This window comes from Escherichia sp. WS547 (genome assembly GCF_046486065.1).
Taxonomy (GTDB): Bacteria; Pseudomonadota; Gammaproteobacteria; order Enterobacterales; family Enterobacteriaceae; genus Escherichia; species Escherichia coli.
Map to the genome: position 1 here is coordinate 197,581 of NZ_JBJQMA010000004.1, position 13,713 is coordinate 211,293.

Sequence of the window (13,713 nt, forward strand, 5' to 3'; positions counted from 1 at the left end):
TTGAGGAAAACCTAATGTCCAAAATCGTAAAAATCATCGGTCGTGAAATCATCGACTCCCGTGGTAACCCGACTGTTGAAGCCGAAGTACATCTGGAGGGTGGTTTCGTCGGTATGGCAGCTGCTCCGTCAGGTGCTTCTACTGGTTCCCGTGAAGCTCTGGAACTGCGCGATGGCGACAAATCCCGTTTCCTGGGTAAAGGCGTAACCAAAGCTGTTGCTGCGGTAAACGGCCCGATCGCTCAGGCACTGATTGGCAAAGATGCCAAAGATCAGGCTGGCATTGACAAGATCATGATCGACCTGGACGGCACCGAAAACAAATCCAAATTCGGCGCGAACGCAATCCTGGCTGTATCTCTGGCTAACGCCAAAGCTGCTGCTGCCGCTAAAGGCATGCCGCTGTACGAGCACATCGCTGAACTGAACGGCACTCCGGGCAAATACTCCATGCCGGTTCCGATGATGAACATCATCAACGGTGGTGAGCACGCTGACAACAACGTTGATATCCAGGAATTCATGATTCAGCCGGTTGGCGCGAAAACTGTGAAAGAAGCCATCCGCATGGGTTCTGAAGTTTTCCATCACCTGGCAAAAGTTCTGAAAGCGAAAGGCATGAACACTGCTGTTGGTGACGAAGGTGGCTATGCGCCGAACCTGGGTTCCAACGCTGAAGCTCTGGCTGTTATCGCTGAAGCTGTTAAAGCTGCTGGTTATGAACTGGGCAAAGACATCACTCTGGCGATGGACTGCGCAGCTTCTGAATTCTACAAAGACGGTAAATACGTTCTGGCTGGCGAAGGCAACAAAGCATTCACCTCTGAAGAATTCACTCACTTCCTGGAAGAACTGACCAAACAGTATCCGATCGTATCTATCGAAGACGGTCTGGACGAATCTGACTGGGACGGTTTCGCATACCAGACCAAAGTTCTGGGCGACAAAATCCAGCTGGTTGGTGACGACCTGTTCGTAACCAACACCAAGATCCTGAAAGAAGGTATCGAAAAAGGTATCGCTAACTCCATCCTGATCAAATTCAACCAGATCGGTTCTCTGACCGAAACTCTGGCTGCAATCAAGATGGCGAAAGATGCTGGCTACACTGCAGTTATCTCTCACCGTTCTGGCGAAACTGAAGATGCTACCATCGCTGACCTGGCTGTTGGTACTGCTGCAGGCCAGATCAAAACTGGTTCTATGAGCCGTTCTGACCGTGTTGCTAAATACAACCAGCTGATTCGTATCGAAGAAGCTCTGGGCGAAAAAGCACCGTACAACGGTCGTAAAGAGATCAAAGGCCAGGCATAAGTCTGACTTTATCTGATTTGATAATGCCAGCCTTCGGGCTGGCATTTTTTATGGTGGAGTTACCAGCGACCGGATGCGCCGCCACCGCCAGAAGAACCGCCACCACCGCTGAAGCCGCCGCTATCTGAGCCTCCAGCGGAACCGCTGTTGTCTGAATGATAACTTCTACCAGATGCTCTTTTCTGAAGTACACATAAACAGGTAAAGACCATAATGGTGGTGAAAGTAAAAAAGAAGAAAAATACAGCAATGGAAAAAGTTTTATCGGAGAACAGGAATAAATCTAAAAGATAGATTGCTGAAATACAGACACTGCTTTTACATGCGCGACAAAAATTACTGCCTTGATGAAAAAACCAGAAAGGGAAGAACATCACTGCAAATACCCAAAAAATAGCAAAGTAATAATGATCACTGGAAGACGCTGATTCAATTTCTGAAGGATTAGCCGGATATTGGTGTTGTGAAGTGAGTTGGTTATTCAAAGCGTTTATAGCTAGCTCTAATCCCTGAGCTAATTTTTGTTGTTTAAATGCGGGTATCATGTTGCTACGGATGATATCTCCAGCCAGAGCATCGGTTACCTTTTCTTCCAGCCCATAACCTACCTGGATGCGGACAGTACGATCCGACCAGGCAACAATGATCAGTATCCCATCATTACGTTTGGCATCTCCTAAACGCCAATTGTCAAAAACCCGTGTAGCATATTTTTCAATTGTCTCGTCTTTGGTTGTGGGAACAATTAATACAGCAATTTGCACTTGGGTATTATTGAAAATAGATTCTAACTTGTACGTCAGTTCTTTCTTTTCTTGTGAGTTTAAGCTACTCGTAAGATCCGTAACTTGTTGCTGTAATGATGGGACAATAGTTGGTTGGGCTGCAATAAAGGAACACACGAATGTGAATATTAGTATGAAATAGCGCATTATAAATGTCCCATTAAAGCTGGATAAATAAATTGACGGCGGCATCGGTAATTTGAGATTCGTTATAATTAAAAACGAACACAGAAAAAATAAGTATAATTTTGGTGAATGTTTTTGACATGATTAAATCCCTTTACTTTATTTATTTCTGACATAATACGTTACTCCCTTTTATTATTAACGATCTGTTTCTCATTTTTCTTTAAACCTGCCTGTAACAGAATGTTAATAAGACATGATTGTTGTGGCAGGATCTGCAATAATTAACAATTATCCACTTCACAGAGAATGCTATGCAGTACCCGATTAACGAGATGTTCCAGACCCTGCAAGGTGAGGGTTACTTTACCGGCGTCCCCGCCATTTTTATTCGTTTACAGGGATGCCCGGTTGGCTGTGCCTGGTGCGACACCAAACACACCTGGGAAAAGCTTGAGGATCGGGAAGTCTCCCTTTTCAGCATTCTGGCGAAGACCAAAGAGAGTGATAAGTGGGGGGCGGCGAGCAGTGAAGACTTGCTGGCTGTCATTGGTCGCCAGGGATACACCGCGCGGCATGTGGTGATTACGGGTGGTGAGCCTTGCATTCATGATTTGCTGCCACTGACTGACCTGCTCGAAAAGAACGGTTTTAGCTGCCAGATAGAAACCAGCGGTACTCATGAAGTGCGTTGTACGCCGAATACCTGGGTCACCGTGTCGCCAAAGCTAAATATGCGTGGTGGTTATGAAGTATTGTCGCAAGCCCTGGAGCGAGCTAACGAAATCAAACACCCAGTTGGACGCGTACGTGATATCGAAGCACTGGATGAATTGCTTGCGACGCTGACCGATGATAAACCGCGAGTCATTGCACTGCAGCCGATTAGCCAAAAGGATGATGCCACACGTTTGTGCATTGAAACCTGCATTGCGCGTAATTGGCGTTTGTCGATGCAAACACATAAATATTTAAATATTGCCTGATTACACATTTATAAGCGTTATAAATGGGTGGAACCTGTAAAGACTTCTACTCATTTATATTCTTTGTCGCCTCTAAAAAACCTCCATTTTGCCCATCCTGGACTAATCATTATCATTTTCTACAAATTCTGTGGCGTTAATTTTTCGTTGGAGTGAAAATTATTACGTCGGAGTTTGGTGGATTTTAGTCGGTATAGAATTACTTTAAATATTTGGCTTTTCAATCAATGAATTAAGTGCTCTTTAACATAATGGATGTGTTGTTTGTGTGTTTCTGTTAAGTTGGTAGATTGTGACTGACTTAAAAAATCAATAATTAATAATAGGTTATGTTTAGTGAGTTCCCCGCGCCAGCGGGGATAAACCGACATTGACTGCCCGTGGCGTCCCCGCGACCTTGAGTTCCCCGCGCCAGCGGGGATAAACCGAGTAAGCCGGTTGATTATCGCCAGGGATATTAGAGTTCCCCGCGCCAGCGGGGATAAACCGTGGGCGCAGCTCATGTATTCCAATGAGGATATGAGTTCCCCGCGCCAGCGGGGATAAACCGAGATTCGCGCAATGTACGGTAAAGACAGCACCGAGTTCCCCGCGCCAGCGGGGATAAACCGGGATTCTGCACTCTTTGATGTAATGGTACTGCGAGTTCCCCGCGCCAGCGGGGATAAACCGCCATTCTTGTTGTCGTTCATCAAGCGCAGGGGGAGTTTCCCGCGCCAGCGGGGATAAACCACGCCGAGGGATTTTAAATCAGGTGTTTAAAGCGAGTTCCCCGCGCCAGCGGGGATAAACCGAGCTTTATTGTTTTCAGGGAAAATAACGCGGCGAGTTCCCCGCGCCAGCGGGGATAAACCGCATGGGAGTCCAGATTACAAATTCCAGAATGGGAGTTCCCCGCGCCAGCGGGGATAAACCGCGCCAGTCTGAGGTTTTCCGGTCATACATCGTGAGTTCCCCGCGCCAGCGGGGATAAACCGACCGTTGCTACACATATGATCAGGCATGTGCCGAGTTCCCCGCGCCAGCGGGGATAAACCGGACGATGAGACGCCCTGGTGTGCCGCGTTCGTGAGTTCCCCGCGCCAGCGGGGATAAACCGCGTTTAGCTCCGCAATGTTGGATATCACTGATGAGTTCCCCGCACCAGCGGGAATAAACCACCATATAACCCGTTATCTCTTTCTCAAGTTTTTATATTAGCAGTACTCGTATTAAGCAACATATCCACGTAACACCTCATGTTCAAAATAGCTCTCCATATATGAGAAGTTCACAATTATCGATACAAAAAATCAAATTTAATCAAAGTGTTATTTGTATAATCCTTAAACCGTTAAGAAATTTTAACATATTATTTTTTTAATATTAATTAATGCCTGTTAATTTTTTCTTTAGAATAACAGTGTATTTTTTAAGCTTGTTATTCATTGATTAAGTAATAAATCTGGAAATTTGTCTTTGTTTTGAGGCTAATGAGTGGTTTTACATAATCGCCTCTATACGCTGTTGATGAATAGTTCTTATGAATAAAGATATCCAGTTCATACTTTAAGTGAAAATTGATAAAGTGCGATTCGTATTGTCTTTTATTCTAAAGACATCGAGTGTAGTTAATATTCCTTGTAAAAACAGGGATAAACCGAACTAGTTAAAGTTTTTATTATGTTCCCTGCATCAGCGGGGATAAACCGGACTTGTTATCATTTTTTAAGTTGTCGAACTTATGTTCCCCGCGCCAGCGGGGATAACCATTCAGGTATGTTCAGGCCGGGCAGTTTCCCGCCCGGTCTTCCTCACTTACGCATTCGACCAGCTCTGGATCGAATCCGCATTCCCCAATTCCCCATGCATCACTTCATACGATTTTTTCAGGATTACATCAGTATGTTTGGTTAACTCCTTGAAAATGCCTTTATTCATCGCGTTGTAGCGTTTGGCGTTGCTCTCAACAGGCATAAAGATATCTTTCACGCGAACCATTTTGTCGACAGCCGTTGCGTAATCCGGGTATAGCCCCAGACCTACCGCCGTATTAATCGCTGCCCCCAGGCTTGCACAACCATTAATGGCGTTACGGCGTGCCGGAAGGTTGAACACGTCGGCAAAAATCTGCATAAACAGATCGCTGTTCGAACCGCCGCCAGTAATGATCACATGCTTTGCAAAGTGATTCATTTCATTACACATATTGTCGTAATTGTTCTTCAGCGTCAGCGCCACGCTTTCCAGTATCGAACGATATATCCATGCGTAATCCATGCTGGAATCAAAGCCAATCATAATCCCGCGTTTGTACGGTTCCCACGGATTGGTCAGCCAGTCCAGCACCGTCATCAGACCATTACAGCCTGGCGGCACACAAGACGCTTTTTTGTTGAGCAAATCTTCCGGTGAAAGATCCTGTGCTTTGGCATCCTGAATTAACGACTCGCCTAACATGTCGCGTAGCCAGCTCACCGTCCACATGCCTTTGCGAATACCGTAACCTTCATACAGCAAGGTTTGCGGAATAGAAGACATAATCGGCCAGTACGCTACCGGATCTTTCGGTAGTAATTTGCCGTTCATCATCAACGCGATGTAAGTGCCAAGAGAAATTACCGCAGTTTCATCATCCAGTAACCCGGCTCCCAGTGCTTCTACCGGTTTATCACTGGTGGTACAAACAACCGGCAGCCCAGCCGGGAAATGTGTCGCCAGAGCGGCTTGAGGAGTGATATGCCCAAGAACAGTGCCCGGCATTTGCACATCAAACAGCATATGACGGGGGATATTAAACTTCTCCATGACTGCGGCATCTTCACTCCATGCCCAGGTCTTATAATCCACCGGCCACTGACCAAAATAGTTGGCGATATTGTCTTTAAACTCGCCGGTTAAGCGATGCGTCAGATAACCCGAAAAAGAGGTGACATATGCCACGTCAGGATTCGTATGTTCGTAAGGGCGTGTAACGCGTGCATCCTGCCAGCTAATCAACGGCGCAGCTGGCGTGCCATCGGCTTTCAATAACGCACGGCAGCAACGGATGGATCCCAGACCAATACCGACAATATCTTCTTTATTTCCGGCAAACTGACTCATCAAATCGTGACCGGCAAAGCATAATGATGCCCATAAATCGTCGTCAGGATGTTCTGCGGTATCGGCATCTGGCGTGTGCATCGGCTGCAATAAGCCTTTGCCTTCGCAAACCACATTACCTTCCAGATCGTACATCACCACTTTTGTGCTCTGACTTCCACCATCAATCCCTATGATGTATTTTTTCGACATGATTTTTCTCCTGTAATTTTCTGGACTTACTTGCTGCTAGCCATAGCAGGGGCGCTATCAGCAGTACGAATTTTTTGGAACAGCAAAAAGGTAAAGACGATCACCATGGCAAGCGCCGCCATGCCCATCAGCCACATATTGCGGTAGGCTTCTGCAGCGGGCAGGGTGTCTTGCCAGTAGCCGATAATCGGGTAAACGAAGACATCCGGCAGGAATCCAATCACCGAACAAATACCTACCGTGGTGCCCATAATGTAAGACGGTGTTCTCGCTTCGCCAGGGCAGGCCCAGTACAGCCCGCGTGAGGCGTAACAGGTGAATCCCAGCAGTAAAATCAGGCCAATCCCCATCGCGACCGATTGCGGGTTAGAGTTCGTGACGAGCAGGGCAGTTAACGCCAGCAAGCCGAGTACGGAAAGGATTTGGATCACGCGGGTAGGGGATTTCACTTTGCTGTAGGTGGTGATAATGCCGCCAAGTGGGCCGCACAGCGCGCGGAAGATTTTGTTGATCACAATCCCCATGTAGCTCGCCGCCACCAGCGACATGCCGTACATTTCGGTCAGATAGTTGGTGGAGTAACTCAGAATGGCGTAGATGGTGAAGACGCCAAAAATCACCATGCTGCAATACCAGGTGGTGCTGATGCGCAAAACGGCCAGGATGTCGCTAAGCTGGAATGACTGTTTTTCTTCGTTATTGGCACTGCGCAGATTGTTGTTATCGCTAACAAAAAACCAGCACAGAATCCCCAACAAGATGTAAACCACACTATAGATGATGATGACCGTTTTCAGACTGGCGCTGTCATCCGGAGCGAAGCGAGAAAAGACCCACATGGTAAACACCGCCAGCGACATTACACCGACGCCGCGCAGCCCTTCCATCCAGCCCATAATTTTCCCTTGCTCGCTATGATCGCCCAGCAATGAGGCGGCTTTAATCGACACCGACCACAGCATTAAAATAGTGGTTATCGCAAAGGCGACCTGAATACAGAGCATTACCCACAGCGGTGGATATGTTGCCATTAACAGACCCAGTAATCCGGTAATGATCATCGCGGAAGTAATCATTTTGCGGTGTGAAAATTTATCGGCAATAACGCCGCTGGGGGCATAAAGAATAATGGCCGCAATACCAAATGTACTCATTATTAAACCTATCTCGGTATTGCTGAATCCCATAAATTTCGCCATGGGAATTTGATAAATATAACGTAAATAAGCCAGGTCGAAACTAACGCCGCCGCTAAAACTAATTATCGCGAGGGTTATCCAACGGCGATATGAGTTGTGTTGCATATCGTATTCCCATTTGTAATAGACAAAAAAAAGAGAAAAGTAAGCCGCCCTTTCAGGTGGATTACTTTTCTCAGGTCTCTAGTAATTGCAATAAGAAATAACATGGAAAGCAGTGGTGTTGTGTGAGAGTAATCACGCTTCTGCTTTTTAAAATTATTTGACAATTCGAATATCACACTGTGATTACGATCACATTAGCGATTATGCCCTTATGATAAAAATTATCTCCAGTTACCAGAGATAATGAGAAAGGTAACTTCCCTCTCGCGGGGGAAGTTACCTTTCTTTTTTTTTGCCTTACGGAAATTGGAGCTAACTATGTCAATCGAATCTCTCAATGCGTTCTCAATGGATTTTTTCTCCCTGAAAGGTAAAACCGCAATTGTTACCGGCGGGAATAGCGGTTTAGGCCAGGCATTTGCCATGGCGCTGGCCAAAGCAGGCGCAAATATCTTTATTCCAAGCTTCGTTAAAGATAACGGCGAAACAAAGGAAATGATTGAAAAACAGGGTGTTGAGGTGGACTTCATGCAGGTGGATATCACCGCAGAAGGCGCGCCGCAGAAGATAATCGCCGCCTGTTGCGAACGTTTCGGTACCGTCGATATTCTGATTAACAATGCCGGTATTTGTAAGCTGAATAAGGTGCTGGACTTCGGTCGTGCCGACTGGGACCCGATGATTGATGTGAACCTGACCGCCGCATTCGAGTTAAGCTATGAAGCTGCAAAAATTATGATCCCGCAGAAAAGCGGTAAAATCATTAATATCTGTTCATTATTCTCTTACTTAGGTGGACAATGGTCACCTGCATATTCTGCCACTAAACATGCTCTTGCCGGATTCACCAAAGCTTACTGTGATGAACTAGGTCAATATAATATTCAGGTAAATGGTATTGCCCCTGGCTATTATGCAACAGATATTACGCTGGCGACACGCAGTAATCCAGAAACCAATCAGCGCGTTCTTGATCATATTCCGGCAAACCGTTGGGGCGATACTCAGGATTTAATGGGCGCAGCCGTATTCCTCGCAAGTCCGGCATCGAATTATGTCAACGGACATTTATTAGTGGTTGATGGTGGTTATTTAGTGCGCTAATCCATAACGGTGGTTTCTGTTTTCTCTTATTAATGATTATTCCATTTTTATTATCAGGAAGGAATTACTATGTCTTTATCTCGCGCAGCGATTGTCGACCAGCTAAAGGAAATTGTTGGTGCAGATCGCGTAATTACCGATGAAACAGTATTAAAGAAGAACAGTATTGACCGTTTTCGCAAATTTCCGGATATTCATGGCATTTATACTTTGCCGATTCCGGCAGCGGTCGTAAAACTCGGTTCCACAGAACAAGTATCCCGTGTGCTGAATTTTATGAATGCGCACAAAATTAACGGTGTGCCGCGTACCGGTGCTTCCGCTACCGAAGGTGGGCTGGAAACCGTTGTGGAAAACTCGGTGGTGCTCGACGGCTCTGCCATGAATCAAATCATTAATATTGATATTGAGAATATGCAGGCCACGGCGCAATGCGGAGTTCCGCTGGAAGTGCTGGAAAACGCGTTGCGTGAAAAAGGTTACACCACGGGGCATTCTCCGCAGTCAAAGCCGCTGGCGCAGATGGGCGGCCTGGTAGCAACCCGCAGTATCGGGCAGTTCTCCACACTCTACGGCGCAATCGAAGATATGGTCGTTGGTCTGGAAGCAGTATTGGCTGATGGCACCGTAACACGCATTAAAAACGTACCACGCCGCGCGGCAGGCCCGGACATTCGTCACATCATCATCGGCAACGAAGGTGCATTGTGCTATATCACTGAAGTAACTGTGAAAATCTTTAAGTTCACCCCGGAAAACAACCTCTTCTACGGCTATATCCTGGAAGACATGAAAACCGGCTTCAACATCCTGCGTGAAATCATGGTGGAAGGGTATCGTCCGTCGATCGCTCGTTTGTATGACGCTGAAGATGGCACCCAACACTTCACCCATTTTGCTGACGGAAAATGCGTGCTGATCTTTATGGCTGAAGGTAACCCTCGCATTGCGAAGGCGACGGGCGAAGGGATTGCTGAAATCGTGGCACGTTACCCGCAATGCCAGCGAGTGGACAGCAAGCTGATCGAAACCTGGTTTAACAACCTGAACTGGGGACCGGATAAAGTAGCTGCCGAACGTGTGCAGATCCTCAAAACCGGCAACATGGGCTTTACCACCGAAGTGTCCGGCTGCTGGAGCTGCATTCACGAAATCTACGAAAGCGTTATTAACCGTATTCGTACCGAGTTCCCGCACGCCGACGACATCACCATGCTGGGCGGTCACTCCTCTCACAGCTACCAGAACGGCACCAACATGTACTTCGTTTACGACTACAACGTTGTTGACTGTAAGCCGGAAGAGGAAATCGACAAGTACCACAATCCGCTCAACAAAATCATCTGCGAAGAAACCATTCGCCTCGGTGGTTCGATGGTGCACCACCACGGCATTGGTAAACATCGCGTTCACTGGAGCAAGCTGGAACACGGCAGCGCGTGGACGTTGCTGGAAGGTCTGAAAAAGCAGTTCGATCCTAACGGCATTATGAATACGGGTACTATCTATCCGATTGAAAAATAATGTGTCAGGCAGCGTTCCGCGATGACGGGGCGTTGCCTTTTCGGCTTCTCAGGCGAGAAGCCGTTCTTATTACCGGACAATGAAGGGATAAAGATGAACACTTCACCGGTGCGAATGGATGATTTACCACTTAACCGTTTTCACTGCCGCATTGCTGCGCTCACTTTCGGCGCACACCTGACCGACGGTTATGTCCTCGGCGTCATTGGTTACGCCATTATTCAGCTTACGCCCGCCATGCAACTGACGCCGTTTATGGCGGGAATGATTGGCGGCTCAGCACTCCTTGGTTTGTTTCTTGGCAGCCTGGTTCTGGGCTGGATCTCCGACCATATTGGGCGACAAAAAATCTTCACCTTCAGCTTTTTGCTGATTACGCTTGCTTCGTTTTTACAATTTTTTGCCACCACGCCAGAGCATCTTATTGGACTGCGCATTTTGATTGGCATTGGTCTGGGAGGCGATTACTCAGTCGGTCACACCTTGCTGGCTGAATTTTCCCCGCGCCGCCACCGCGGTATTTTGCTGGGCGCGTTCAGCGTGGTGTGGACTGTAGGCTATGTGCTGGCAAGTATTGCCGGACATCACTTTATTAGCGAAAGCCCGGAGGCCTGGCGCTGGCTGCTGGCATCGGCAGCTCTGCCCGCATTGTTGATTACGTTATTACGCTGGGGAACGCCAGAATCGCCACGCTGGCTACTGCGCCAGGGGCGTTTTGCAGAAGCTCACGCTATCGTGCATCGCTATTTTTGTCCCCATGTTTTACTGGGCGATGAAGTGGCAACGGCGACCCATAAACACATCAAAACCTTGTTCTCTTCGCGCTACTGGCGGCGCACAGCGTTTAACAGCGTCTTCTTTGTCTGCCTCGTAATCCCATGGTTTGTGATTTATACCTGGCTGCCAACTATCGCCCAGACTATTGGTCTGGAAGATGCGTTGACCGCTAGCCTGATGCTTAATGCGTTGTTAATTGTGGGTGCGCTGCTGGGATTAGTTCTGACGCACCTGCTGGCACATCGCAAATTTTTGCTGGGAAGTTTTTTGCTGCTGGCGGCAACGCTGGTAGTGATGGCTTGTTTGCCTTCCGGCAGTTCATTAACGCTGCTGCTTTTTGTTCTCTTCAGCACCACCATTTCGGCAGTCAGTAATCTGGTGGGCATTTTGCCTGCGGAAAGTTTTCCTACTGACATTCGCTCGCTGGGCGTCGGTTTTGCCACCGCCATGAGTCGGTTGGGCGCGGCGGTAAGTACTGGCCTGCTGCCGTGGGTGCTGGCGCAGTGGGGAATGCAAGTCACCTTATTGCTCCTGGCGGCAGTGTTGTTGGTTGGTTTTGTCGTGACCTGGCTATGGGCACCAGAAACCAAAGCACTCCCGCTGGTGGCGGCGGGAAATGTTGGAGGTGCGAATGAACATTCTGTTAGCGTTTAAAGCCGAACCGGATGCCGGAATGCTGGCGGAAAAAGAGTGGCAGGCGGCGGCTCAGGGTAATAGCGGACCGGATGTTTCGCTTCTGCGAAGTTTGCTCGGTGCTGATGAACAGGCTGCCGCCGCGCTGCTGTTGGCGCAGAGAAAAAACGGTACGTCGATGTCTTTAACCGCGTTGAGCATGGGGGATGAACGGGCGTTGCACTGGCTGCGCTATCTTATGGCTCTTGGGTTTGAGGAAGCTGTATTGCTGGAGACGGCGGCAGATCTGCGCTTTGCGCCGGAATTTGTCGCTCGCCATATTGCCGAATGGCAGTACCAGAATCCGCTGGAGCTGATAATTACTGGCTGCCAAAGCAGCGAAGGGCAGAATGGGCAAACGCCATTTTTGCTGGCGGAAATGCTGGGCTGGCCCTGCTTCACCCAGGTGGAGCGTTTTACTCTCGACGCGCCGTTTATCACCCTTGAACAGCGTACTGAAAACGGGCTGCGCTGTTGCCGGGTTCGCTTGCCTGCGGTGATTGCCGTGCGTCAGTGCGGTGAAGTGGCCTTGCCAGTACCGGGAATGCGTCAGCGAATGGCGGTGGGGAAAGCAGCAATTATCCGTAAAACTGTTGCTGCCGAATCGCCAGCGATGCAGTGTCTGCAACTGGCAAGAGCAGAGCAACAACGCGGAGCGACGCTGATTGATGGGCAAACGGTAGCAGAAAAAGCGCAAAAGCTATGGCAGGACTATTTACGCCAAAGGATGCAGCCATGAATATCGCAATTGTGACAATAAATCAGGAGAATGCCGCAACAGCGAGCTGGCAGGCGGCGCAGGATTTCAGCGGTTGTACCCTGGCGCACTGGAAGATTGAACCTCAGCCCGCTGTGGCGGAACAGGTGCTGGATGCGCTGGTGGAACAGTGGCAGCGAACGCCAGCGGACGTTGTTCTCTTTCCGCCGGGAACGTTTGGCGATGAACTGTCGACCCGGCTGGCCTGGCGTTTACATGGTGCAAGCATCTGCCAGGTGACTTCGTTAGATATTCCAACCGTAAGCGTGCGCAAATCCCACTGGGGAAATGCGCTAACGGCGACGCTGCAAACAGAAAAACGCCCGCTATGCCTTTCGCTGGCACGTCAGGCGGGAGCAGATAAAAACGCCACGTTGCCCTCTGGTATGCAGCAACTGAACATTGTCCCAGGTGCGCTTCCCGACTGGCTGGTTAGCATAGAAAACCTGAAAAATGTTACCCGCGACCCATTAGCTGAGGCCAGACGGGTGCTGGTGGTGGGGCAGGGCGGAGAGGCAGATAACCAGGAAATCGCTATGCTGGCAGAAAAGCTGGGAGCCGAAGTGGGCTACAGTCGGGCACGAGTGATGAACGGTGGCGTTGATGCCGAAAAAGTGATTGGTATTTCTGGACATCTGCTGGCACCTGAGGTGTGTATTGTTGTTGGCGCTTCCGGCGCAGCAGCGTTAATGGCGGGCGTACGCAATAGCAAGTTTGTGGTGGCGATTAATCATGACGCCAGCGCAGCGGTATTTTCACAGGCAGATGTTGGCGTGGTTGATGACTGGAAAGTGGTGCTGGAGGCACTGGTGACAAACATTCACGCAGAATGCCAATAACGTGCAGCCGGATGATCCTGCCTACGGTTTCGGGCTGGGGACTTGTAAGCCTGATAAGACGCGTCAATGAACTGAACCCCAAAACCTGGACAGTTTCAGTTAACCGGCTTTTTGATGCTCAGTCCGGTATTCTACCGGACTGAGTCCCCCAAGACTGAGTTTTATTCTTTTTTGATTCCAGTAAGTTATGTATTCGTTAACGGCATTTTCCAGCTCTTCTACACTTCTGTAGTCCCGGCGATAGTACATT

At 48.6% G+C, this 13,713-nt stretch carries 11 protein-coding genes, 1 pseudogene and 1 CRISPR repeat array; of the genes and pseudogenes, 7 read left to right on the forward strand and 5 right to left on the reverse strand.

The genetic code is table 11. The features are described 5' to 3' along the window. Window positions 1–14 precede the first annotated feature (14 nt). Window positions 15–1,313 carry a phosphopyruvate hydratase gene (gene eno / locus ACJHWK_RS05965; RefSeq protein WP_000036723.1) on the forward strand — a complete coding sequence of 433 codons (1,299 nt, stop codon included), beginning with the start codon at window positions 15–17 and terminating at the stop codon, window positions 1,311–1,313. Between the two features lie 59 nt (window positions 1,314–1,372). Here eno and ACJHWK_RS05970 read toward each other — a convergent pair whose 3' ends face one another. Beyond that, entirely contained in the window at window positions 1,373–2,245 is an 873-nt protein-coding gene (locus ACJHWK_RS05970) for a TPM domain-containing protein (protein WP_001521171.1), read from the reverse strand. A 13-nt stretch (window positions 2,246–2,258) separates the two neighbouring features. Next, window positions 2,259–2,400, reverse strand: a pseudogene (locus ACJHWK_RS05975) (hypothetical protein). Between the two features lie 138 nt (window positions 2,401–2,538). Here ACJHWK_RS05975 and queE point away from each other — a divergent pair. Continuing rightward, a complete protein-coding gene (gene queE / locus ACJHWK_RS05980; RefSeq protein ID WP_001199973.1) occupies window positions 2,539–3,210 on the forward strand; it encodes a 7-carboxy-7-deazaguanine synthase QueE in 672 nt (223 codons plus the stop codon). A gap of 338 nt (window positions 3,211–3,548) precedes the next feature. Then, window positions 3,549–4,370: a CRISPR direct-repeat array (repeat unit 29 nt; unit sequence GAGTTCCCCGCGCCAGCGGGGATAAACCG). 637 nt (window positions 4,371–5,007) lie between these two features. On the opposite strand, the gene ACJHWK_RS05985 is transcribed toward queE, so the two are convergent. Together ACJHWK_RS05985 and ACJHWK_RS05990 are read right to left on the reverse strand one after the other, a co-directional pair. Then, window positions 5,008–6,486, reverse strand: a complete 1,479-nt coding sequence (locus tag ACJHWK_RS05985) for an FGGY-family carbohydrate kinase (RefSeq protein ID WP_000039721.1) — start codon at window positions 6,484–6,486, stop codon at window positions 5,008–5,010. Between the two features lie 26 nt (window positions 6,487–6,512). Next, window positions 6,513–7,790, reverse strand: coding sequence for an MFS transporter (locus ACJHWK_RS05990; RefSeq protein ID WP_001521168.1), 1,278 nt, complete (start codon window positions 7,788–7,790; stop codon window positions 6,513–6,515). 318 nt (window positions 7,791–8,108) lie between these two features. On the opposite strand from ACJHWK_RS05990, the gene ACJHWK_RS05995 reads away from it, so the two are divergent. The 5 genes from ACJHWK_RS05995 (at window position 8,109) to ACJHWK_RS06015 (ending at window position 13,463) form a co-directional block, all read left to right on the forward strand. Then, the gene (locus tag ACJHWK_RS05995) at window positions 8,109–8,894 is read left to right on the forward strand and encodes an SDR family oxidoreductase (RefSeq protein ID WP_000021318.1); all 786 of its coding nucleotides are present in this window, start codon (window positions 8,109–8,111) and stop codon (window positions 8,892–8,894) included. Window positions 8,895–8,963: 69 nt separating this feature from the next. Next, the gene (locus ACJHWK_RS06000; RefSeq protein WP_000059301.1) at window positions 8,964–10,418 is read left to right on the forward strand and encodes an FAD-binding oxidoreductase; all 1,455 of its coding nucleotides are present in this window, start codon (window positions 8,964–8,966) and stop codon (window positions 10,416–10,418) included. A 21-nt stretch (window positions 10,419–10,439) separates the two neighbouring features. Further along, window positions 10,440–11,849, forward strand: coding sequence for an MFS transporter (locus ACJHWK_RS06005; protein ID WP_170886430.1), 1,410 nt, complete (start codon window positions 10,440–10,442; stop codon window positions 11,847–11,849). Further along, window positions 11,827–12,606 (forward strand): electron transfer flavoprotein subunit beta/FixA family protein, encoded by a 780-nt coding sequence (locus tag ACJHWK_RS06010; RefSeq protein ID WP_001521167.1) that lies wholly within the window; start codon window positions 11,827–11,829, stop codon window positions 12,604–12,606. Before ACJHWK_RS06005 ends, ACJHWK_RS06010 begins: the two co-directional genes overlap by 23 nt. Beyond that, window positions 12,603–13,463 carry an electron transfer flavoprotein subunit alpha/FixB family protein gene (locus ACJHWK_RS06015; protein ID WP_001521165.1) on the forward strand — a complete coding sequence of 287 codons (861 nt, stop codon included), beginning with the start codon at window positions 12,603–12,605 and terminating at the stop codon, window positions 13,461–13,463. The genes ACJHWK_RS06010 and ACJHWK_RS06015 overlap by 4 nt, the downstream gene beginning before the upstream one ends. Window positions 13,464–13,562: 99 nt before the next feature. Here the strand turns inward: ACJHWK_RS06015 and ACJHWK_RS06020 are convergent. Further along, window positions 13,563–13,713 (reverse strand): IS3 family transposase (locus tag ACJHWK_RS06020; protein ID WP_410234805.1); only part of this gene is annotated, 151 nt, incomplete at its 5' end.